Source organism: Gardnerella vaginalis (assembly GCF_001546485.1).
Classification (GTDB): domain Bacteria; phylum Actinomycetota; class Actinomycetes; order Actinomycetales; family Bifidobacteriaceae; genus Bifidobacterium; species Bifidobacterium vaginale_D.
The window spans coordinates 4,618-25,148 of record NZ_KQ956860.1 but is presented as its reverse complement, the minus strand read 5'-3'; the positions used below and the strand labels follow the sequence as shown (position 1 = coordinate 25,148).

The following is a 20,531-nucleotide window of genomic DNA, read 5'->3' as shown; positions in this document are numbered from 1 at the left end:
TTGGTAACAATTATGGACGAGCTGATGGAAGCAATTGCAGCCAAACAAAATCCTAGTGTCGTGGGATTGGATCCTAAACCGGGTATTGTGCCTGCAGAAATTATGAGCGGTCTTGCTGACGAAGTTCTGCAAGAAGTAGCAGGTGAAGATGCGTTGCCAACGCTTCTTGCTACCGCTTATTTTGAGTTTAATCGCGCGATTATTGACGCGGTTGCGGATATTGTGCCTGCTGTAAAGCCGCAAATCGCAATGTATGAGGCGCTTGGTTCCGCTGGAATGGATACGTACGCAATGACTTGCGAATACGCAAAATCGCAAGGATTAGTTGTAATAGGTGACGCAAAGCGAGGAGATATTGGCTCTACAGCAGGACAGTATGCGGCTCATTTAAGCGGTTTTGCTCATCTTTCTGCATATTTTGACGGCGAAAACGCTACTGGTAACGTGCTGCCTCAATCTCTGAATGATCTTCTACAAAGCTCTAAAAATCTTGACGTGTGGCATGAAGATTCGCTTACTGTTAACCCTTATATGGGTTCGGATGGTGTGAAGCCTTTTATTGACGAAGCAGTAGCACACAATAAAAGTATTTTTGTGCTATTGCGTACGTCAAATCCTTCGAGCAAGGAACTTCAGGAGCTTATTGTGCAAGATGGTAAGCCTGTGTACGAGCATATGGCTGATTTGATTGAAAACTGGGGTGCTTCAACTCTTGGTAAGCACGGTTATTCTAGGGTTGGTGCGGTTGTGGGAGCTACGCATCCGGAGGAGGGGAAGCATTTGCGCGAGTTAATGCCTCACACTTTCTTCCTAGTTCCAGGCTACGGTGCTCAAGGTGGCACTGCTCAAGATGTTGCCGGAATGTTTGATAAAAACAGTGAAGGCGCTATTGTGAACTCTTCGCGCGGTATTATTGGTGCTTGGCGAAAATCTCAAGATTATGTGAATAATCAAGGCAATATGTCTCTCGATAATATTCTTGATATTGTGCGCGAATCTGCGGCTGTTGCTGCGCGAAATATGCGAGATGACTTACGTCAGGCAGTATATCGCTAATATGTATAACTAAAAAAGTAAAAATAAAAAATAATCGAATAACCAAAACGCAACGGTACAAAACACATATAAGGGTAGGGGAAACCACATGAGTGATGGCATGTTTATTCCAACGCGAAAAGCCTCGGGAAACGCCATAATTACGTTACGTGAAGACGCTTTTGATTCTTCAGGATCCTGCGCGTCGAACGAAAGTGACAATGCGAAATACTCGCGTCTTTGGGGTCGTAGAGCTGTAGAAGTGCTTAATAACGAAAAGCTTGACGAAGGCGTGTACCGTTTGACGTTGCGAGATTCCGAGATTGCTCAGCATGCTAAACCTGCACAATTTGTGAACTTGTATTCTCCTGATCCAACTGCTATGCTTCCTCGTCCTTTTGGTGTGGCAAGTGTAGAAGGTGATACGTTTACGCTGATTTTTGCTGTGATTGGCAAAGGCACTGCTGAGTTTGCTGAACTTAAGCCTGGAGATAGCGTTGATGCGCTGGGACCTTTGGGATTAGGTTTTAATATTTCTGAGCCTGCGCATTATGTGTTGGTTAGTGGCGGTTTGGGTGTGCCGCCTATTATGTGTGCGGCTCAAGCTTTGAGTGAGCGCAAGGATTCTAGCGTAACAGCAGTGCTTGGCTACCGTAGTAAGCGTTTTGCAGACGACTTCATGAAGGAATATATTGCAGACGTACACAGTATTACAAATGCTGAAGGTACGGTTATTACGCTTCTTGACGAACTTGAGCAACATCATCATTTTGATTTTGAAGACGATTTGCCAACAGTGATTTTGTCTTGTGGACCTTTGCCTATGATGAAAGCCGTAGCTCATTGGGCGCATGAGCGTAACATGCGATGCCAGTTAAGTCTTGAGGCGCGCATGGGATGCGGTTATGGAACTTGCGTTGCTTGCGTGGTTGATACTTTGGAAGGCAGACTGAAAGTTTGTAACGACGGACCAGTTTTTGATGCGAATCGTTTGGGTTGGGAGTAAAAAATATGAATGCTGTAAATAATGCCGAAAATAATGCTGAAAATAGCGTAAATAACGCTGCAACTTTTGGTTTCGATACTAGTCACGTATGGAAGCACCCAACTCAAGTTGCAGGCGTTCAGTGGAAGAATATGGTTGGAACTGCTTCCGGAACTTTCCAGCTTGCAGCATGCCGACGCTTTTACGACGTAAGTCAGCTCGGCGCAATTTGCACTAAAGGCGTTTCTCCAGTCCCTTGGGAGGGTAATCCTTCTCCGCGCACTGCAGAATCTCCTTCCGGAATGGTGAATGCAGTCGGTTTGCAAAATCCTGGAGTCGACCATTATCTTATTGACGAGCTGCCAAAACTAAAATCCATGGGAGCGCTTGTTATTACTAATGTTGCAGGCCACAGTGACGACGATTATGCGCAAGTTGTTGAAAAGCTTGCTGATTCTTCTGCCGACATGCTTGAAATTAATGTGAGCTGCCCGAACGTAACTCACGGTGGAATGAGCGTTGGTACAGATCCTGTGGCATTGCACCGCTTAATTAAGCGACTTCGTGCCATGACAAATAAGCCGATGATTGTAAAAATGACGCCAAATGTGACGGATATTGTGTCGATTTGCAAGGCTGCGGTTGACGCTGGAGCGGACGCTTTAAGCATGATTAACACGCTGGTTGGTTTGCGAATTGATATTCGAACTGGTGAGCCGATTATTGCAAACCGTACGGGCGGCGTTTCTGGACCTGCGATTTTCCCGATTGGACTTGGATTCGTGTGGCGAGTGCGTCAAGCTATGCCAGATATTCCAATTATTGGCATTGGTGGCATTGATTCTGGCGAAAAAGCTTTGGAATATTTGTATGCCGGAGCAAACGCAGTAGAAGTGGGGGCGGCAGCACTGGTGGACCCTACTGCTCCGATTCGCATTGCGCGCGAGCTTGACGATTTGCTTGATTCTAGGCCAAAGCTTGCTTCTTTGCTTGCTGAAGGCAAAACTTGGCGCTGAAGCGCGAATAAAATCGTGACTAAAAGCGCGAATAAAATCGCAAATAAAATCTTAAAATATCTTAAAAAATAAAAATACTCAAAAGAAAGAGAGAAGAAAATGGCTTCATTAGATGAACGTTTCACAAAGTTTTTGCTTGATTCAGGTGCGCTAAAATTTGGCGACTTTACGCTGAAATCTGGTCGTCAATCTCCGTATTTTATTAATGCTGGAGCGTTCGATGATGGCATGAAAATTTCAACTTTGGGCTCATACTACGCTCAGCGCGTAATGGCTGCAATCGAAGAAGGCAAACTTCCACAAGATATCGACACTGTTTTCGGCCCTGCTTATAAGGGTATTCCGCTGGCAGTTTCTACAGCAATGGCTTTAACGAATAATCACAATATGCCAGTCGGCTTTACTTTCGACCGCAAAGAGCGCAAAGATCACGGCGACGGCGGAATAATGGTTGGAAAACCACTCAAAGATGGTATGAAAGTGCTACTTGTTGACGACGTGATGACAGCTGGAACTGCAGTGCGCGAAACTTTGCCGAAGCTTAAGGCGGAAGCAGATGTGGAAGTTGTTGGCTTGATTTTGGCAGTAGATAGAATGGAACGCACGAAAGACAGTGAACTTTCAGCAGTAAAAGCAGTCGAGCAGGAGTTTGGATTCCCAGTTTTGCCAATTGCAAACGTGCGCGAAATTTTCGCAGCAGCTGAGCGTTTAGTTACTGCTGACGGAAAGCCAGTTATGGATGAGGAGTTAGTTGCGCGTGCTGCAAACTATATGCGTGCATACGGTGCGTAACTGTCATCTACAATTTCGGAACCAAACGGCCATAGCGCAAGTTTTGCCATTTTAAAGGCTTGGATGCCAAATGGAATGCCAATAATTGTGCAGCAGCAAATGAATCCTGAAATAACATAGCCTAACGCAAGCATTGGCCCAATGAGAAATACAATCCATAATATATTCCAAATTGTGCTAACGCCACCAGTATAAATAACATGCTTTCCAAATGGCGTAAGTGTGAGTATTGCCATTTTGAAAGCTTGCATACCGAACGGTATGCCAATAATGGTTATGCAAAGTAATAATCCTATGAAGAACCAGCTTGCTGCAAGGAAAAGACCACCGAATAACAGCCATACAATATTCCCAAAAAGTTTCATAATGCTCAGTATATAATCTCAATGATATTGGTGCATGAGTGCATAAGTTGATACTGTGTGGCATAATAAGCAAGGTTTATTTCTTAGCTGCATACATTGCAGCTGTATTAGCGAAAGAAACGGGTAACTCGTGGCACAAACTACCAATGATATTAAAAATGGATCGGTTTTGAACCTTGAAGGTCAGCTTTGGACCGTCGTTAAGTTCCAGCATGTAAAGCCAGGCAAGGGTCCTGCTTTCGTGCGTACCACCATTAAGAACGTGCTCTCGGGCAAGATTGTCGACAAGACTTTTAACGCCGGCATGAAGATGGAGTTCGAGACCGTTGATAATCGTACTTTGCAATATTCTTATGAAGATGGCGATAACTTCGTTTTCATGGATATGACCACCTACGATCAGGTGTATATTCCTAAGGAGTTAGTTGGCGAGCAAAGCAAGTACTTGCTTGAGGGTACTGATTGCATCGTGAGCTTCCATGACGGTACTCCTTTGAGCGTTGAGCTTCCAGCTTCCGTAATTTTGACTATTACTCACACTGAGCCAGGCTTGCAAGGCAACCGTGCTAATGCTGGTACTAAGCCTGCAACCGTGGAAACCGGTGCTGAAATCCAGGTTCCACTGTTCGTGGGTGAAGGTGAAAAGGTGAAGGTTGACACTCGTGACGGCTCTTACCTTGGTCGTGAAAACTAAGATTAGCTAGTTGCATATAGATAACTAACTCATTGTAAAATAATTTTTATAGAGTGACCCGGTGGCGATTTTTCGTTACTGGGTCGCGCAATTTTCGTATCAAACTAGTATCAGAATTGTAATATCGCAATAAATACTTTGTACAGAAGGGCGCTATTATGGCACGTTCCACCGCTCGTAAAAGGGCTTTAAATACGCTGTATGAGGCGGATGAGAAGAATCAGCATATTCTTTCTTTGCTTGAGGAGCGAGTTAAAGAGCCTGGCGCTCAGACTCCGCTTCCGGAATATGCTATTGAGATTGTTCGAGGCGTAGGAGAGCGACGTAACAGAATTGATAAGACGCTGAACCGCTATTCAACTGGCTGGAAAGTTGGCAGAATGGCAGTTATTGACCGTAATATTTTGCGCATTGCAGTGTGGGAGATACTACTCAACGACGAAATTCCAGACAAAGTTGCAATCGATGAGGCAATTGCGCTAGCTAAAACCTATAGTGACGATGAGGCTATTGCCTTTATTCACGGCTTACTAAGCGCAGTTGTGGCAGATAAAGACGCTTGCTTGGCAAAGTTTAATGGCGAAGCGCAGGACTCTGGAGACGCTAGCGAAGATGCTTCTGCGGAAGCTGGTGCTGATTCTGGTGCAACTACTGACGAAACTGCTGCCGAGTAAGAAGCTTTGCAGTTGTTCTTTGCTTCCGTCGATTTCTGTTGATTGGATAACACTAGCATTAATGCTTTGCTTCCGTCGATTTCTGTTGATTGATAACACTAGCATTAATGCTCTGCAGACGCCACACTAAACGCTCCTATCAATTACAAGACAAAGCGTAAGTTATTGTGCTATTCCACGCACGTTGCGTAACTTTTTGCACGAGTCTATGAGTTTTGTGTTAAAGATTATTAACTTAGAGTCTAAAGAAATTTCGAGCAGAGCACTAAAAGAGGACTGAGCGAACGCAACATAACATAAACAAGATTTTGTTACAGTAAAAATGTTTCACATAAGTGCGGAGTGAACGACGGGACGTGCGATGCTGAAATTTCTTTAGACTCATCAAAGCAACAATCTAAAACATCAGTCAAAACTCATAGACGATACTCAAAAATGCAGGACGTGCAATAACCACCGCCGGCGCGTCGTCCGTCCGACAATCTGAGTAGACTTGCCACGAATATCCTAAAGCCATAAGGGGGTTAAGGTGGATTACAACGACACCTTCGCCGGATTCGGCAGTGATGATGCAGTATTGGTGTTGGAGGATGGTCAGGTTTACGTCGGTAAGCCTTTTGGTGCGCAAGGTTCTACGCGCGCTGAGATTGTGTTCTCCACGGGCATGACTGGTTATCAAGAAACATTAACTGATCCAAGTTATGATCAACAAATCGTAGTTCAAACATTCCCACACATCGGTAATACGGGGATGAATCACGAAGATCCTGAATCTCATCGCATTTGGGTTGCAGGTTACGTGGTTAAGGAGCCAAGCCCAGTAGTTAGCAATTGGCGAGCTGAAGGTTCCTTGGAAGACGATTTACAAAAACAAGGTGTCGTTGGCATTAGTGGTATTGATACTCGAAAGCTGGTACGTCATTTACGCTCCGTAGGCGTTATGCGTGCCGGCATTTTTTCTCATAAGGCCCTGGTTGATTCGTCAACCGGGGCTTTTCGTACCGTCGCTTCTTTCGTTGACGAAATTAAGCAGACTCCTCAAATGCAGGGCTTGCGTTTAACGGATGAAGTCAGTACTCAAGAAACATACACGATTGAGCCTTGCGGTGATTTTGAAGGAAAAGATCCGCTTTATACGGTTGTGGCAGTCGACTTTGGTATTAAATCTATGACTCCTCACCGTTTGGCTGAGCGCGGTTGCCGCGTGCACGTTGTAAGCTCCTCAATCAGCTTTGAATCTCTGCAAGCGCTGAACGCAGATGGCGTATTCTTCTCGAATGGTCCTGGAGATCCTGCTCAAGCAAATCGCGAAGTTGAGCTTTTGCGCAAAGTTTTGGACGCGGGCTATCCGTTCTTTGGCATCTGCTTTGGAAACCAGCTGCTTGGTCGCGCTCTCGGCTTTGGTACGTACAAACTGAAGTTTGGTCACCGCGGTATTAATCAGCCTGTAAAAGACGTAACAACCGGAAAAGTGGAAGTTACGGCTCACAATCACGGCTTCGCAGTGGACGCACCTCTTGACGGTCCTGTGCAATCTCCTTACGAAAACGGTCACTTTGGTCGCGTCATGGTGTCGCATATTGACTTGAACGACAATGTTGTAGAAGGCTTGCAATGCCTTGATATACCAGCGTTCTCAGTGCAATATCACCCGGAAGCTGCAGCAGGCCCACACGATGCCTCCTACCTCTTTGACCGCTTTGTGCAATTGATGCGTGAAAACACTCGAAAAAACAAGTAATACTCGAAAAAGCAAGTAATATTTTAAGATTTACGGAAAGAGAAATTTACTATGCCAAAACGTACTGATATTAAGTCGGTTATGGTAATTGGTTCCGGTCCGATTGTTATTGGTCAGGCTGCAGAATTTGATTATTCAGGAACGCAAGCTTGCCGAGTGTTGCATGAAGAAGGCATTCGCGTTATCTTAGTCAACTCTAACCCGGCTACGATTATGACAGACCCGGAGCTTGCGGATGCAACGTATATTGAACCAATTGACACTTCGATTTTGGAGCGCATTATTGCTAAAGAGCGCCCGGATGCGCTTCTTCCAACGCTTGGTGGTCAAACTGCTCTTAATGCTGCAATGGATTTGGGTCGTGCAGGAATCCTCGAAAAATATAACGTTGAGCTTATTGGCGCTTCTTTGGAAGCAATCGATCGCGGCGAAGATCGTGAGCTTTTCAAAAAAGTCGTTGAAAAAGCCGGTGCAGAGTCTGCAAAATCCTTTATTGCTCACTCAATCGAAGAAGTAGACAACATTGTTGAAACTTTAGGATACCCGGTAGTAGTACGCCCAAGCTTCACCATGGGCGGCCTCGGCTCTGGCATTGCTCATAACGAAGAAGAGCTCCACCGCATTGCAGGAGCAGGCATTCACTATTCTCCAACCAATGAAGTGCTTATTGAAGAAGGCATTGAAGGTTGGAAGGAATTTGAGCTTGAGCTTATGCGCGATGCAAAAGATAACGTCGTAGTTGTTTGCCCAATCGAAAACGTTGACCCTGTAGGCGTGCACACGGGTGACTCAATTACCGTAGCTCCTTGCTTTACGCTTACCGACCGTGAGTATCAGAAGATGCGCGATATTGGTATTGCGATTATTCGAGGCGTTGGTGTCGACACCGGCGGATGCAATATTCAGTTCGCAATCAACCCTCAAACCGGCCGCATCATTGTCATTGAAATGAATCCGCGCGTATCGCGTTCTTCCGCGCTCGCATCCAAAGCAACTGGCTTCCCAATCGCAAAAATCGCAACAAAACTTGCTCTCGGCTACACTTTGGACGAAATTCAAAACGATATTACGCGTTCAACTCCTGCAAGCTTCGAGCCAACAATCGATTACGTCGTAACGAAGATTCCGCGCTTTGCGTTTGAAAAGTTCCCAGGAGCAGATACCACGCTTACTACTTCCATGAAGTCAGTTGGTGAAGCAATGGCTTTGGCTGGAAACTTCCAGGAATCTCTCGGAAAAGCAATGCGCTCAATCGACAAGCGTCACGCATGCTTTAACTGGGACGGCGAGCGCCCAAGCAAGGAAGAAGTTAGTAAGCTTCTTGAAGAAATGCACATTCCAACCGAGCATCGCTACTTGCAAATTCAGCGCGCGCTGTGGGGCGGAGCAACGCCGGAGCAGATTTTTGCAGCAACAAAAATCGACCCTTGGTTTGTAGAGCAGCTGGCTCAAATTAACGAGACTGCGCTCGCGGTTCGTGAAGCTGAAACTTTAACTCCTAAGGTTTTGAAGCGCGCTAAGCTCGCAGGTCTTTCGGACGTGCAAATTGCGCATTTGCGTAATCTTGGTGACGAAGGCGAAAACATGGTTCGTGAGCTTCGCTGGGCTTACGGTTTGCGCCCTGTTTACAAGACGGTTGATACTTGCGCAGCTGAATTTGATGCAGCAACGCCTTACTACTATTCTTGCTACGCTGACGAAAGCGAGTTGAAGAAGCGCGATCGTGAAGCTGTGATTATCCTTGGTTCTGGCCCGAACCGAATTGGCCAGGGTATTGAGTTTGATTACACTTGCGTTCACGCTGTTCAGGAATTGGGTAAGGATTACGACACCATTATGGTGAATTGCAATCCTGAAACAGTTTCTACGGATTACGACATGTCTGACCGTCTTTACTTTGAGCCTCTTACTTTTGAAGATGTGCTTGAAATTTACGAAGCGGAAAAGAAGCTTGGTCCTGTTAAGGGTGTGATTGTACAGCTTGGTGGTCAAACGCCACTTTCGTTGGCTGCGCGTCTTAAAGCTGCAGGAGTTCCAATTTTGGGAACTACTCCTGAGGCTATTGATTTGGCGGAAAATCGTGAGCTGTTTGGTGAGGTTCTTCGTCAAGAAGGCATGAACGCTCCTCGATACGGCACAGCTTTAAGTCTTGAGGAAGCAAAAGATGCAGCTCATGCAATCGGCTACCCGGTTCTTGTGCGCCCAAGCTACGTGCTCGGTGGTCGTGGCATGGAAATCGTGTACGATGACGCTCAGCTTGCAAAGTATGTTGAGCGCGCTTTGGATGAAGCTCGAGCAGACACGGTTGTTTCTGGTCGCTTACCTTCGCCGCTTTTGATTGATAAGTTCCTTCAGGACGCTATTGAAATCGACGTTGACGCGCTGTATGACGGCAACGAGCTGTATATTGGCGGCATTATGGAGCATGTTGAGGAAGCTGGCGTGCACTCTGGTGATGCTGCTTGCACACTCCCTCCAAGCACGCTTTCGGACGATCAGATTCGTCGTCTTCGTGAGGGCACGCTTTCGATTGCTCGCGGCTGCTCGGTTCGTGGTCTTATTAACGTTCAATACGCTTTTATGGCTAACACATTGTACGTAATTGAAGCAAATCCTCGCGCTTCTCGTACTGTTCCATTTGCTTCTAAAGCTACTGGTGTTGCTCTTGCTAAAGCGGCTGCTCGAATTATGGCAGGTGAAACAATCGCTCAACAGCGTAAGCGCGGACTTCTTCTTCCAAAGGGAGATGGTGGTGATATTCACCCAGGTCAGCAGGTTGCTATTAAAGCTTCTGTGCTACCTTTCAAGCGTTTCCGCACTCCTGTTGGTCGCACTGTTGATATTTTGCTCGGACCTGAAATGCGCTCTACTGGCGAAGTTATGGGCTTTGACCGCGACTTCCCGCACGCTTTTGCTAAGAGCCAGCTTGCAGCATACAAGGGTGGTTTGCCAACCAGTGGCAATGTGTTCGTGTCTGTAAGTGATGCGGATAAGCGTCAACTTCCACTTCTTGCAGTGCGCTTAGTAGAACTTGGTTTCACAATTTGGGCTACTGAAGGTACTGCTTCGGTGCTTCGTCGTTACGGTATTGATTCTGTGATTGTCGATAAACTTTCTAGTCAAGGCGACACGGCGAAGGATGTGCGTAATAGCGAGTATAGCAAGGAAAGAATCGGTAAAAATGTTGTAGAGCTTATCGAAAATGGTAAGATTGATATGGTACTCAACACACCGAATTCAAGAGGGTCTCGTACGGACGGCTATGCTATTCGTGCGGCAGCTGTAGCGGCGGATCTTCCACAATTCACTACTATTACCGAATTTGCACCAGTCTTAATGGCTATTGAAGCTGTTAAGAACAACGATTATCAGGTGATGAGCATCCAAGAGCATGCTCAACAGCTGTTTGCAATTGAACAGGCAGAAAGTCAAGAAAGTCGGGCTTAATACATGACCGAGAGCATCCGTAATCAAGAATTACAGGCGCAACGATCTAATTTTGGTTTGCGTTTGAAGAACGCTATGGCTAAATATGGTCCTTTATGCGTAGGTATTGATCCTCATCGCAAAATGTTGCTGAACTGGGGATATAACGTGGATGCTCTCGGCGCTGAGCTGTTCTCTATGCGTATGTTACAAGCTATGAATGGCAGAGCTGCTGCAGTAAAATTCCAGTCAAGCATGTTCGAGCGTTACGGTTCTAAAGGTTTCGCAGCGCTTGAACGTGTGTTGTATGCTGCTCGTCAAATGGACATTATTACCATTGTTGATTGTGGTCATGGTGGTTTATCTACTACTATTTCTGCGCTTGCTGACGCATATTTTAAGCCGGACGCGCCGCTGCTTGCCGACGCTATTACTTTGCTTCCGTATTATGGTGCTCGTTCAATGGGTGGCTTAATTAACGAAGCGCTTAATAATGGTCGAGGCGTTTTTATTGCTTCTCTTACGTCTAATCGTGAAGGTGCAAGTTTGCAAACTGCAATCCGACAAAGTGGAACTTATCGCGGAACTACTGTAGCTCATGGAATTGCGCAAACTGCTCAAAGTTTTAATAATAAAACTAAGGGTTTGGGCTCAGTTGGCTTAATTGTTGGCGCTACTATTGGTGACTGGATGAACGGTGGCGGTATTGACGTTACAAGTTTTACTGGTCCAATTCTTTCTCCTGGTTATGGTTGGCAGGGCGCAGAAGCAAATGACTTGAAGCGTGTTTTTGCTGGTACACATGGTAATGTATTGGTAACTGTTTCACGTTCTATTGCCTCGCATGGTCCTAGTATTGGGGATCTTTCCGCTGCAACTGAGCGTATAGCATGGGATATTCGCCAAGCGCTTATTGACTCAGACGAACATGCTTAAGTGAGAGGGTAAAGACATGACTACCAAAGGTGATGTGACTGCTTCGCAAGATTCGCGTTCTTCACAGGTTAAGCGTCGTTTAATCGTATTAACCGGCCCTACTGCAGCTGGTAAAGGTACAGTAGAGGGGATACTTCGTGAAAAACATCCTCACATTTGGTTGTCTGTTTCGGCTACTACTCGCGATCCTCGGCCGGGTGAGTTTAATGGTATTCACTATTGGTTCTTGGATGAAGAAGAGTTTGAGCGTCGTAGGCGCAATGGTGAGTTTTTGGAAACTGCTTTAGTGCACGGTATGGCGCATTACGGTACGCTACTGCAGCCGGTTTTGGATCATCTTGAGCAAGATATTCCTACTTTGTTAGAAATTGATTTGCAAGGTGCTCGACGTGTTAAGCAAGAGTCTGCGCGTCTTGGTTTGGAAGTTATATACGTTTTTATTGCTCCGCCAAGTTTTGAGGAACTTAAGCGTCGTCTTATTGGCAGAGGCACTGAAACTCCTGAGCAGCAAGCAAAACGTTTGGAGACAGCAAAAGTTGAGATTGCTGCAGCCAGTGAATTTGATGTTGTTATTGTTAATGACAATGCTGAGCGCGCGGCGGACGAACTTTGGAATGTTATTGCTCGCGAATACGACTTATAAATATCACTTACCGCAATATCCAAGAGATAACCTATAATAATCCTTTTGGAACTATTGTGGCACCATAGAATTTGGAGAATATTATGGCATTAGGCACTCAGCCAACACCTACGGGTCTTGCGAATCCACCAATTGACGATTTGATGCAACATGCGGATTCCAAGTATGCGCTTGCCTTATTTGCTGCAAAACGAGCACGTCAAATTAATGCTTATTTCACCCAGCTGAATGAAGGTTTGCTGCAAAATGTTGGCCCATTAGTTGAGTATCAAAATCAAGAAAAACCTTTATCTATTGCTTTCCGCGAGATTAATAACGGCTCGCTAGAAGAAACGCTTGGTGAAGACGATTTATCTGAAGGCAATTAACAAGTAATAAGAATTATATTACTGTAGCGTCTTTTATACATGTAATCGCAGTCGTGTCATCTGTGTTTGTTCGGATGCCGACTGCGTTTTTTCGCTTATATAGCCTTTATTGACTATGAGTTTAGGGGGGAATGTGGAAGAACGTAAGTTGATTTCTGCAGAATCTGTTACTGAAGGTCATCCAGACAAACTGTGCGATCAGATTGCTGACGCTATTTTGGATGATATGCTGCGTCAAGATGCTCATGCGCATGTTGCTGTAGAGGTGTGTGCTTCGGTTGGGCAGTTTGTTGTTTTCGGTGAAGTGCGTGGAGAGGTATATACGGATATTCCAGGCATTGTGCGTCGTGTAGTGCGTAATGTTGGGTATACGAGTTCAACGATTGGGCTTGACGCCGATTCTTGCGGTGTGATGGTTTCTTTAACTGAGCAGAGTGCTGAGATTAATCAAGGCGTTGCTCGCTTAGATGCGATGCATGAAAGTGCTGCTTCTCGCGAAGAACGTTATGCTGCTCAGGGAGCTGGAGATCAGGGTGTGATGTTCGGTTATGCGAGCGACGAAACTGATACGTTTATGCCACTGCCGATTTATCTGGCTCATCGTTTAGCACAGCAGCTTGCGCGAGTTCGTAAGGATGGTATAGTGTCACATTTGCGTCCAGATGGTAAAACGCAAGTAACTATTGAGTATGATGCTAACGGTGTGCCACAACGTTTGGATACTGTTCTTATTTCTACACAGCATGATTCTGAAGTCTCTCGCGAATGGCTTCAGACTCAGCTTGTAGAACATGTTGTTGAGCCTGTGTTAGATGAAGTACTTCCACATAGTATTGCGCATGATTCGTACCGCATGCTGGTAAACCCTACTGGTTCTTTTGTGTTGGGCGGTCCTGCGGCAGATTCTGGTTTAACCGGTCGAAAAATTATTGTTGATACCTATGGTGGTGCGGCGCATCATGGTGGCGGTGCTTTTTCTGGTAAAGATCCTAGCAAAGTGGATCGTTCTGCTGCTTATGCTGCTCGCTGGGTTGCAAAGAATATTGTTGCTGCCGGTCTTGCTCATAAAGCAGAAGTGCAGGTTGCGTATGCTATCGGTATTGCTGATCCTGTAAGCGTGAATGTTGAAACGTTTGGTACTGAAGTTGACGGTATTACGCGCGCAGATATTGCGCGTGCTGTTCGTGAAGTTTTTGATTTGCGTCCGGCTGCTATTATTGACGAGCTTAATTTATTGCGTCCAATTTATGCAAAAACTGCAGCTTATGGTCACTTTGGTCGCAAGGATGTGCTTTTCCCGTGGGAAGAAACGAATCGCACTGAACAGCTTCGCGCTGCATTAGGTTGCAAATAGTCAATAGTATTGCTCAATAATGTTGCAGTAAACTAACAGTAGTTATGTGAGGTAATTCAAACAGAACTAAAGGGTATTGTATGGCAGAGCAACCTTCGTTAGATGGATTGGCGCGTAAAACAAAGCGTAAACGTAACGCTGTTTCGCGTGTTCCTGCGGGTGATTGTGCTATTGCTCACGTAATGCTTGATGTTCAAGCTTCACATTTGGGTCGTACGTTTGACTATTTGATATCTCAAGATCAGGATGAGGTGGCTCAGCCGGGAGCTTTCGTGCGCGTGCGTTTTGGTGCGCAAAAGCTTACAGGCGTTATTTGGTCGCGGTCTTCGCATACTGATACTCCTGCTTCTGCTTTGCGATTTTTAGATCGCGTGCTTCCTTCAGATGTGTTACTTTCTAAGTCTTTGCGCGATGATATCGATACTATTGCAAAGGCTTATGGGGGAACTAGTGCGAATATTCTTCGTCTTGCTGTTCCGCAGCGAGTGGCTCGTGTAGAACATGAAGAAGTATTCGATAGTATTCGCCTCCATCGTAGAAAAGATTGGTGTAACAAACTTAAGCAACGTTTGATCAGTAATCACAATGCTGATTCAGCGTATGCTACTACTGCGCGAATGCTTGAATCTTACGAAAATGCGGATATGCTATATCAAGCGTTAAGTAAGAATACTACTTATGCAGATTTTGGGAAGCAGTACGTTGAATATCAAAGTGAGTATCAAGCAGCGAATCAAGTAGTGAATCAAGCAGCGAATACCGTTTCTCAAGCTTTTGTAGTGGATGCACTTCCTGGTACTCAACGACTCGCTCAAGACTTGGCTTGGATGCTTGCTACAGCTATAAGTGCAGGTAAGCAGGCTGTTGCAGTATTACCTACGCTTCGCGAAGTTAATGATGTGATGCGTGCGCTTATGGCGTATGGTTTAAAGCCGTATAAGCGCATGGATGAAACGCATCCGGGTTTTTCGGCTGGCAGTTTTGACGGTGATGTTGCGCGTTTATCGTCAGCGGATACTCCAGCTGACCGTTACCGTGCGTGGCGTGCTATAGCGTCTGGAATAGTTCCTTGTGTGCTCGGAACGCGTGCTGCAATGTACGCTCCGGTTGAGGGGGATGCATTATTTGCTATTGTTGAAGATACCGCCTACCAGTATGCTGATGGGATGATGCCTTACGCTCAAGCTCGCGGGGTTTTGCGACTTCGTGCAAAACGACATGGTGGCGTGTTTGTAGCGATGGCATATTCGCGAAGTGCGTTAAGTCAAAGCGAAGTTGATTGCTATTTGAAAAATTCACAAGTTCCGCAAGTTTCGCAAGTTCCGCAAGAAGTCAGCGGATCTAGCGTTCCTGTAACTGCGCGCAAATCAGCTCGTGAAAAACTAATCCCTTGGGTTCGCTGGCTTAATCGCGAAACTTTAGCAACGCTGGCTGATCCAAGTATTGGGGCACGCATACCGCATATTGCAGTAAGAGCAATTAACGATGCGCTTGATGAAAATAAGCCCGTGCTGCTTTCCATTCCACAAGATGGTGTAGCTCAATCAGCAGTGTGTACTTCATGCAAACAGCAAGCACGTTGTAAACGATGTATGGGTCCTCTTGACGTTAGTAATCCTAAGCAGTCAATTCGCTGTCTTTGGTGTGGCGCTAGTGCAGTATCGTGGGTGTGCTCGCATTGCGGAAATAGTAATATGCGTGTTATACGAGTTGGGGCTGCTGGTACTGCCGGTGAATTAGCGAAACTATTGAAAAATGTACCTATTGTACTTTCATCTCCTCATCAGCCGAATGGCATTATTGAGTGCATTGATGAACAGCGTGTCGTTGTTGTAGCGACACCAGGCGCTGAACCGCGCGTTCGCTCACACAACGGCGATCAAAATGGCGAATACGGTGTTGTTGCCATACTCGATACGTGGGTGAGCTTGTATGCGTCAGGTCTTGACGCGCGAATAGATACGCTTACTGCTTGGATGAAAGCAGCTGGATTGTGTGCGCCTCGTACTCGTGGTGGCAGCGTGCTGTTAATTGGTGAAACTTATTCGACTCTAGCTAGAGCGCTTACGCTATGGGATACTACACAAATTTCTTGCAGTGAAATTCTTGAGCGAAAACAAACAATGTTGCCTCCTTGCGTAACAGCAGCATGTGTATGGGGAGCACGCGATGCTGTTGTGCAAGCACTACAAAATATTGGTGCTATGCCAAAAGAACAAGCCGCCACGAATCATCACCATGATCAACATCAAGATGCAAGTACATCATCTACTTCACATGATTTACCGAATTTACCCAACATGCTGACGTTTGATGCGCAAACTACATCCGCGCACACCGCGCAACCTGATCAACATAGTGAACTTGCCACAATTCCGCCACTGCTAGGTATTGTTCCTATGCACCCGCCGGCTACCGACCAGTATCATCATTTTGCTGAACTCGACGATCGTGTAAAAGCGGTAGTAAGAGTACCAATTTCTTGGCGACAAGAACTAGTAGATCGCTTGCATAAGGAAATAGCACACCATGTTGCAACGCGAGCTGCAGGAGAATTGCGTTTCTGCATTGATCCAAAAGACTTACTAGCTTACTAAAATATACTTAATATGTACGCATGAAAGCGTGCCGAAGCATCATAGAGCTTACTGAAGCTTATGAAAGCGTGCTGATAAGGGAGTAACTATGTCAAAAATATATCATTGCGCGGTATTGGGAAACCCTATTGCTCACTCGCTATCTCCCGTATTACACAACGCAGCTTATCAAGCTTTAGGACTTACGAATTGGCAATATAGCAAGAAAAAAGTCAGCGAAACTGAGCTAGCGGATTTTATATCCAATCTTGACGATTCTTGGAAAGGCTTAAGCCTTACTATGCCACTGAAAAAAACCATAATGAAACTCGGCACTCCTTGCGACTACTGGTCTAAAGTGCTTAACGTAGCAAACACAGCGATTTTTACCAGCAATCCTGCAACTGCTTCGCCTTCACAAATTGAACTGTGCAACACGGACGTAAGCGGCATAATTATGGCTTTTATTCAGGCTTTGCACGAGCGCATAACCGGCGTAAAAAAAGCTGTTATTATTGGCAGCGGCAACACTGCATCCTCAGCAATGGCGGCACTTATAGAAATTGCGCAAGCCTCAAAACTTGAGCAGGTACAAGTTGTTGCTAGAACTGAAAGTGACGGTAGCGTAAAAGGTGTAGAGCGTTTTAATAATCTTCTGCGCGCGTATTGCGCTGATTCTCCAAACAGCAGAAGCATAGAGCCGTGCTTAGAAAGTAGCGAAAATGAAAGTAGCGAAAAGAAAAGCAATGAAACCGACGCAAATTACGAATCGGTTATAGGGATTGAGTTTCCAAAAATTAGCGAAGAAATATTAAAATGTGACGAATCTCTCATTTTGCAATCTTTAAGTTCCTTAGACGCAATTCGCGCAATTGCAGAAGCAGATATTGTAATAAGCACCGTTCCTGCGCACGTTGCAGACGGCTTGGCAATAGCACTAAAAGCATACTGCAAAAATAGGCGCGTAAAAAGCCTAGGAACACTGCTTGACGTAGTGTACGATCCTCGCCCAAGCATGCTTCTTAGCGCGTGGAGGCAATACGGATTGGGGATTGGCGGCGAAGAAATGCTTTTGTATCAAGCTTTAGAGCAAGTAAAGCTTATGACGTTTGAGTACAGAAATTCTAAAGAAGAAGCTGAAGAAAAAGCTGAAGAAAAATCTGAAGAAAAATCGGAAGAAAAAACTGAAGTAAAATCTGAAGTAATCGCGGAAAATATTTCTAATAATGATTCTGACAAGACCGAAGATTACGATAATTCTAAAGATCCTAAAGATTTAATTGATTGCATGCGAAAAGCATTACAGGAGGCATTATGAGCGCCGAAAATCAAGCTGATGCGAAAAGCGATATGCAAAATAGCGCGCAAAATATCTCGCAAAATAGCGCGAATCAAGAATTAGACGCAAATACTCACGGCGCAATCAACATGCAATTAGCAGACGGTTTTGAAGTTATGCTAATCACCGGCATGAGCGGAGCTGGGCGCTCGCACGCAGCCAACGCTTTGGAAGATATGGGATGGTACGTTATCGACAATCTTCCACCAAAACTACTCATACCGCTGGTAGATATGATGACATCATCCGGTTCAAAAGTGCACAAACTTGCCGCAGTTATTGATGTGCGCTCGCGAGGATACTTCGATGACTTATTCGCTGTGCTCGCTCATATTGACGAACTTGGTGTAAAAACGCGCATATTGTTCTTAGATGCTTCAGATTCTGTGCTTATTAAGCGCTACGAGTCTGTGCGAAGACCGCATCCTTTACAACGCGGCGGTAGACTTATTGACGGCATTCGAGAAGAACGTGAGCTGCTGAGTCATTTAAAAGATTGCGCGGATATTATTATCGATACTTCAACTTTGAGTATTCACCAACTTTCAACTAAACTTTATGAAGGTTTGCTTGGTAAGGGTTCTTCGACGGTAGCGGTACATATTTTCAGTTTTGGTTTCAAATATGGAATGCCAATGGATGCTGATTTTGTGGCGGATATGCGCTTTTTGCCTAACCCATTCTGGGTACCGCAATTGCGTGATTTAACTGGAAAAGATAAGCCTGTAAGCGATTATGTTCTTGCAAATCCTGCAGCTGTTGCTTTTTTGGATGCTTACGAAAAGGCGCTGCTTACTGCTATCGATGGTTTTGCTAAAGAAGATAAGCATTATGTGACCATTGCTGTTGGTTGTACAGGAGGTCAGCATCGTTCAGTGGCAGTGAGTATTGAGCTTGCTAGGCGTTTGCGTTTGCATGGCTTGCAAGTTACGGTATCTGCGCGAGAACTTCAGCGCAGATCGTGAATAATTATTAGTGCAATGTATGAATAATTATTGTAAATGTTTATTGTAAATGTTTATTGTAAATGTTTATCGTAAATGCATAAATAATTATCGTACGAGAATAACAAACGAGAATAGTAGACCAGCATATATCAACAAATAAATATAATTAATAAAATTAATAAAATTACAGCAAAAACAAAACTATATAAGCTTAAAAATTCAATAATTGCAAAAAATTGTACTGTACGCATGAACAAATAATGCTAAAATGTCCAACGTATTCTGTATCACAGAAAGCCGGGCATGTCGCGTGCCACCGCACCATGCAAGTAACAATAGCACGCATATTTTAAGAAGAACAAAAGTAGGAGGTTGTCCCTTGGCTCTTCTTGACGACGTCAAAAATGAACTCGTTTCCAACAACAATGAGCTCCCGACGGTCATTATGGCTCAAGCAGCAGCGATGATGCGTTTTGCTGGCGGTTTAAGACCAGTAAATAATCAAGCAATCATCCGCGCTCAGTTTGATTCGCAGCGTGCCGCACAGTGGCTTCTTGAAGTTTTGAAGGTGTATTTCCAGCGAGAAGCTACCATTTCGCAAGTTTCTCGTCAAACGCCTACAGGCACAGTTGTTCGCTACGACGTCGTAGTTGAGCGTGGGGCAGCAGCATTGGCATTGCAATCTGGTCTACTTGACCGGCGTATGCGCATTGTTGCTGGTCTAGCTCCCGAAATTGTCGGTGGTAGCATTGCCCAAATTAAAGCAGCCTGGCGTGGCGCTTTCTTAGCGCATGGTGCAATTTCCGATCCAGGCAAAGCTAGTTACCTTGAAGTCGTGTGCCCAACTCACGAAGCTGCAAACGCTTTACAGACGATGGCAGCACGTTTAGGCATTAGTGCTAAAGCACGTCAAGTACGTAGCTCCGAACGTGTGACTTTGCGCGATTCTGACGCAATCGAACGCATGTTGAACTTAATTGGTGCTCCTCGCTCGGCTCGTGAATGGACTGGAAAGCGTTCAGATGGCGAGGCTCGTGGTAAAGCGAATCGTTTAGCTAACTTTGATGATGCGAACATGCGTCGTAGTGCTAAAGCTGCCGCCGAAGCTTGCGAAAAAGTTCGTCACGCCTTCGATATTTTGGGCGACGACATTCCAGATAATTTGTTGATGGCTGGAAAGCTTCGTTTGGAGCATAGTGACGCAAGCTTGGAAGAACTTGGACATTTAGCTGATCCGCCTATTACGAAGGATGCTATTGCAGGTCGTATTCGTAGACTTTTGCAGCTTTCGGCGAAAGTTGAGAAGTCGCGTATGCAGCAGCTTTAATGCTGATTTTGCGTGGTCTGTGTGCGTAACTGTTTTGGTTGCGATGTTCTTGCGTATCGTCTATGAGTTTTGGTTAATGTGTTTGGTGTTTAGTGTTGTGAGGTCAAGGAAATTTCAGCATCGTGCGTTCCGTCGCTGCGCTCCTCTTTTAGCACTCTGCCCGAAATTTTCTTGACCTCTATCTCACTACTCTTTAACACAAAACTCATAGACTCGTGCAGAAAGTTGCGCAGGTGCGTGGTTTACTTAGTGCAACTAAATTCGCGCAACTAAGCTGCGGGTGGGTGCGTGGTAGGAGTGTCTGGTGTGGTGT

The 20,531-nt window shown here is 45.4% G+C and carries 17 protein-coding genes; 16 read left to right on the top strand and 1 reads right to left on the bottom strand.

The window, feature by feature from the left end:
- Positions 1–12 precede the first annotated feature (12 nt).
- The 4 genes from pyrF (HMPREF3208_RS03685) (at position 13) to pyrE (ending at position 3,828) form a co-directional block, all read left to right on the top strand.
- A complete protein-coding gene (pyrF, locus tag HMPREF3208_RS03685) occupies positions 13–1,056 on the top strand; it encodes an orotidine-5'-phosphate decarboxylase (protein WP_064347297.1) in 1,044 nt (347 codons plus the stop codon).
- A gap of 88 nt (positions 1,057–1,144) precedes the next feature.
- On the top strand, positions 1,145–2,041 hold the full coding sequence (locus HMPREF3208_RS03680) for a dihydroorotate dehydrogenase electron transfer subunit (RefSeq protein WP_064347294.1): 897 nt from the start codon (positions 1,145–1,147) through the stop codon (positions 2,039–2,041).
- A 5-nt stretch (positions 2,042–2,046) separates the two neighbouring features.
- Complete coding sequence (locus HMPREF3208_RS03675; protein ID WP_064347293.1) at positions 2,047–3,036, top strand: dihydroorotate dehydrogenase; 990 nt, start codon at positions 2,047–2,049, stop codon at positions 3,034–3,036.
- Between the two features lie 99 nt (positions 3,037–3,135).
- Positions 3,136–3,828, top strand: a complete 693-nt coding sequence (gene pyrE, locus HMPREF3208_RS03670; RefSeq protein WP_016637444.1) for an orotate phosphoribosyltransferase — start codon at positions 3,136–3,138, stop codon at positions 3,826–3,828.
- Here pyrE and HMPREF3208_RS03665 read toward each other — a convergent pair.
- Positions 3,804–4,193 (bottom strand): YccF domain-containing protein, encoded by a 390-nt coding sequence (locus HMPREF3208_RS03665; protein WP_016637443.1) that lies wholly within the window; start codon positions 4,191–4,193, stop codon positions 3,804–3,806. The genes pyrE and HMPREF3208_RS03665 overlap by 25 nt on opposite strands.
- A 130-nt stretch (positions 4,194–4,323) precedes the next feature.
- Here HMPREF3208_RS03665 and efp point away from each other — a divergent pair, with 130 nt between their 5' ends.
- The 12 genes from efp to whiA all read left to right on the top strand — a co-directional run bounded on the left by efp (position 4,324) and on the right by whiA (position 20,218).
- Positions 4,324–4,887 carry an elongation factor P gene (efp, locus tag HMPREF3208_RS03660; protein ID WP_016637442.1) on the top strand — a complete coding sequence of 188 codons (564 nt, stop codon included), beginning with the start codon at positions 4,324–4,326 and terminating at the stop codon, positions 4,885–4,887.
- Between the two features lie 158 nt (positions 4,888–5,045).
- Entirely contained in the window at positions 5,046–5,561 is a 516-nt protein-coding gene (gene nusB / locus HMPREF3208_RS03655; protein ID WP_016637441.1) for a transcription antitermination factor NusB, read from the top strand.
- A 529-nt stretch (positions 5,562–6,090) separates the two neighbouring features.
- Positions 6,091–7,302 (top strand): glutamine-hydrolyzing carbamoyl-phosphate synthase small subunit, encoded by a 1,212-nt coding sequence (gene carA / locus HMPREF3208_RS03650; protein ID WP_064347291.1) that lies wholly within the window; start codon positions 6,091–6,093, stop codon positions 7,300–7,302.
- Positions 7,303–7,353: 51 nt separating this feature from the next.
- Positions 7,354–10,749, top strand: coding sequence for a carbamoyl-phosphate synthase large subunit (gene carB, locus HMPREF3208_RS03645; protein WP_064347290.1), 3,396 nt, complete (start codon positions 7,354–7,356; stop codon positions 10,747–10,749).
- A 3-nt stretch (positions 10,750–10,752) separates the two neighbouring features.
- Entirely contained in the window at positions 10,753–11,664 is a 912-nt protein-coding gene (gene pyrF, locus HMPREF3208_RS03640; protein ID WP_016636939.1) for an orotidine-5'-phosphate decarboxylase, read from the top strand.
- A gap of 16 nt (positions 11,665–11,680) precedes the next feature.
- Positions 11,681–12,307 (top strand): guanylate kinase, encoded by a 627-nt coding sequence (gmk, locus tag HMPREF3208_RS03635; protein ID WP_016636938.1) that lies wholly within the window; start codon positions 11,681–11,683, stop codon positions 12,305–12,307.
- 83 nt (positions 12,308–12,390) lie between these two features.
- The gene (gene rpoZ / locus HMPREF3208_RS03630) at positions 12,391–12,675 is read left to right on the top strand and encodes a DNA-directed RNA polymerase subunit omega (protein ID WP_016636937.1); all 285 of its coding nucleotides are present in this window, start codon (positions 12,391–12,393) and stop codon (positions 12,673–12,675) included.
- A 133-nt stretch (positions 12,676–12,808) separates the two neighbouring features.
- On the top strand, positions 12,809–14,029 hold the full coding sequence (metK, locus tag HMPREF3208_RS03625) for a methionine adenosyltransferase (protein ID WP_032814545.1): 1,221 nt from the start codon (positions 12,809–12,811) through the stop codon (positions 14,027–14,029).
- Between the two features lie 80 nt (positions 14,030–14,109).
- Complete coding sequence (locus tag HMPREF3208_RS03620) at positions 14,110–16,626, top strand: primosomal protein N' (RefSeq protein WP_064347288.1); 2,517 nt, start codon at positions 14,110–14,112, stop codon at positions 16,624–16,626.
- Between the two features lie 88 nt (positions 16,627–16,714).
- Positions 16,715–17,923, top strand: coding sequence for a shikimate dehydrogenase family protein (locus HMPREF3208_RS03615; RefSeq protein ID WP_064347286.1), 1,209 nt, complete (start codon positions 16,715–16,717; stop codon positions 17,921–17,923).
- 110 nt (positions 17,924–18,033) lie between these two features.
- The gene (gene rapZ / locus HMPREF3208_RS03610; protein ID WP_155639964.1) at positions 18,034–18,909 is read left to right on the top strand and encodes an RNase adapter RapZ; all 876 of its coding nucleotides are present in this window, start codon (positions 18,034–18,036) and stop codon (positions 18,907–18,909) included.
- A 361-nt stretch (positions 18,910–19,270) separates the two neighbouring features.
- The gene (whiA, locus tag HMPREF3208_RS03605) at positions 19,271–20,218 is read left to right on the top strand and encodes a DNA-binding protein WhiA (RefSeq protein ID WP_064347282.1); all 948 of its coding nucleotides are present in this window, start codon (positions 19,271–19,273) and stop codon (positions 20,216–20,218) included.
- Positions 20,219–20,531: the final 313 nt, after the last annotated feature.

What these genes read in the sequence shown, in the direction of transcription:
- HMPREF3208_RS03675 (WP_064347293.1), top strand. Translation starts at nt 2,047, where the DNA reads ATGAATGCTGTAAATAATGCCGAAAATAATGCTGAAAATAGCGTAAAT.
- pyrE (WP_016637444.1), top strand. Translation starts at nt 3,136, where the DNA reads ATGGCTTCATTAGATGAACGTTTCACAAAGTTTTTGCTTGATTCAGGT.
- rapZ (WP_155639964.1), top strand. Translation starts at nt 18,034, where the DNA reads ATGCAATTAGCAGACGGTTTTGAAGTTATGCTAATCACCGGCATGAGC.
- gmk (WP_016636938.1), top strand. Translation starts at nt 11,681, where the DNA reads ATGACTACCAAAGGTGATGTGACTGCTTCGCAAGATTCGCGTTCTTCA.
- pyrF (WP_064347297.1), top strand. Translation starts at nt 13, where the DNA reads ATGGACGAGCTGATGGAAGCAATTGCAGCCAAACAAAATCCTAGTGTC.
- HMPREF3208_RS03680 (WP_064347294.1), top strand. Translation starts at nt 1,145, where the DNA reads ATGAGTGATGGCATGTTTATTCCAACGCGAAAAGCCTCGGGAAACGCC.
- HMPREF3208_RS03665 (WP_016637443.1), bottom strand. Translation starts at nt 4,193, where the DNA reads ATGAAACTTTTTGGGAATATTGTATGGCTGTTATTCGGTGGTCTTTTC.
- HMPREF3208_RS03620 (WP_064347288.1), top strand. Translation starts at nt 14,110, where the DNA reads ATGGCAGAGCAACCTTCGTTAGATGGATTGGCGCGTAAAACAAAGCGT.
- pyrF (WP_016636939.1), top strand. Translation starts at nt 10,753, where the DNA reads ATGACCGAGAGCATCCGTAATCAAGAATTACAGGCGCAACGATCTAAT.
- nusB (WP_016637441.1), top strand. Translation starts at nt 5,046, where the DNA reads ATGGCACGTTCCACCGCTCGTAAAAGGGCTTTAAATACGCTGTATGAG.
- HMPREF3208_RS03615 (WP_064347286.1), top strand. Translation starts at nt 16,715, where the DNA reads ATGTCAAAAATATATCATTGCGCGGTATTGGGAAACCCTATTGCTCAC.
- rpoZ (WP_016636937.1), top strand. Translation starts at nt 12,391, where the DNA reads ATGGCATTAGGCACTCAGCCAACACCTACGGGTCTTGCGAATCCACCA.
- carB (WP_064347290.1), top strand. Translation starts at nt 7,354, where the DNA reads ATGCCAAAACGTACTGATATTAAGTCGGTTATGGTAATTGGTTCCGGT.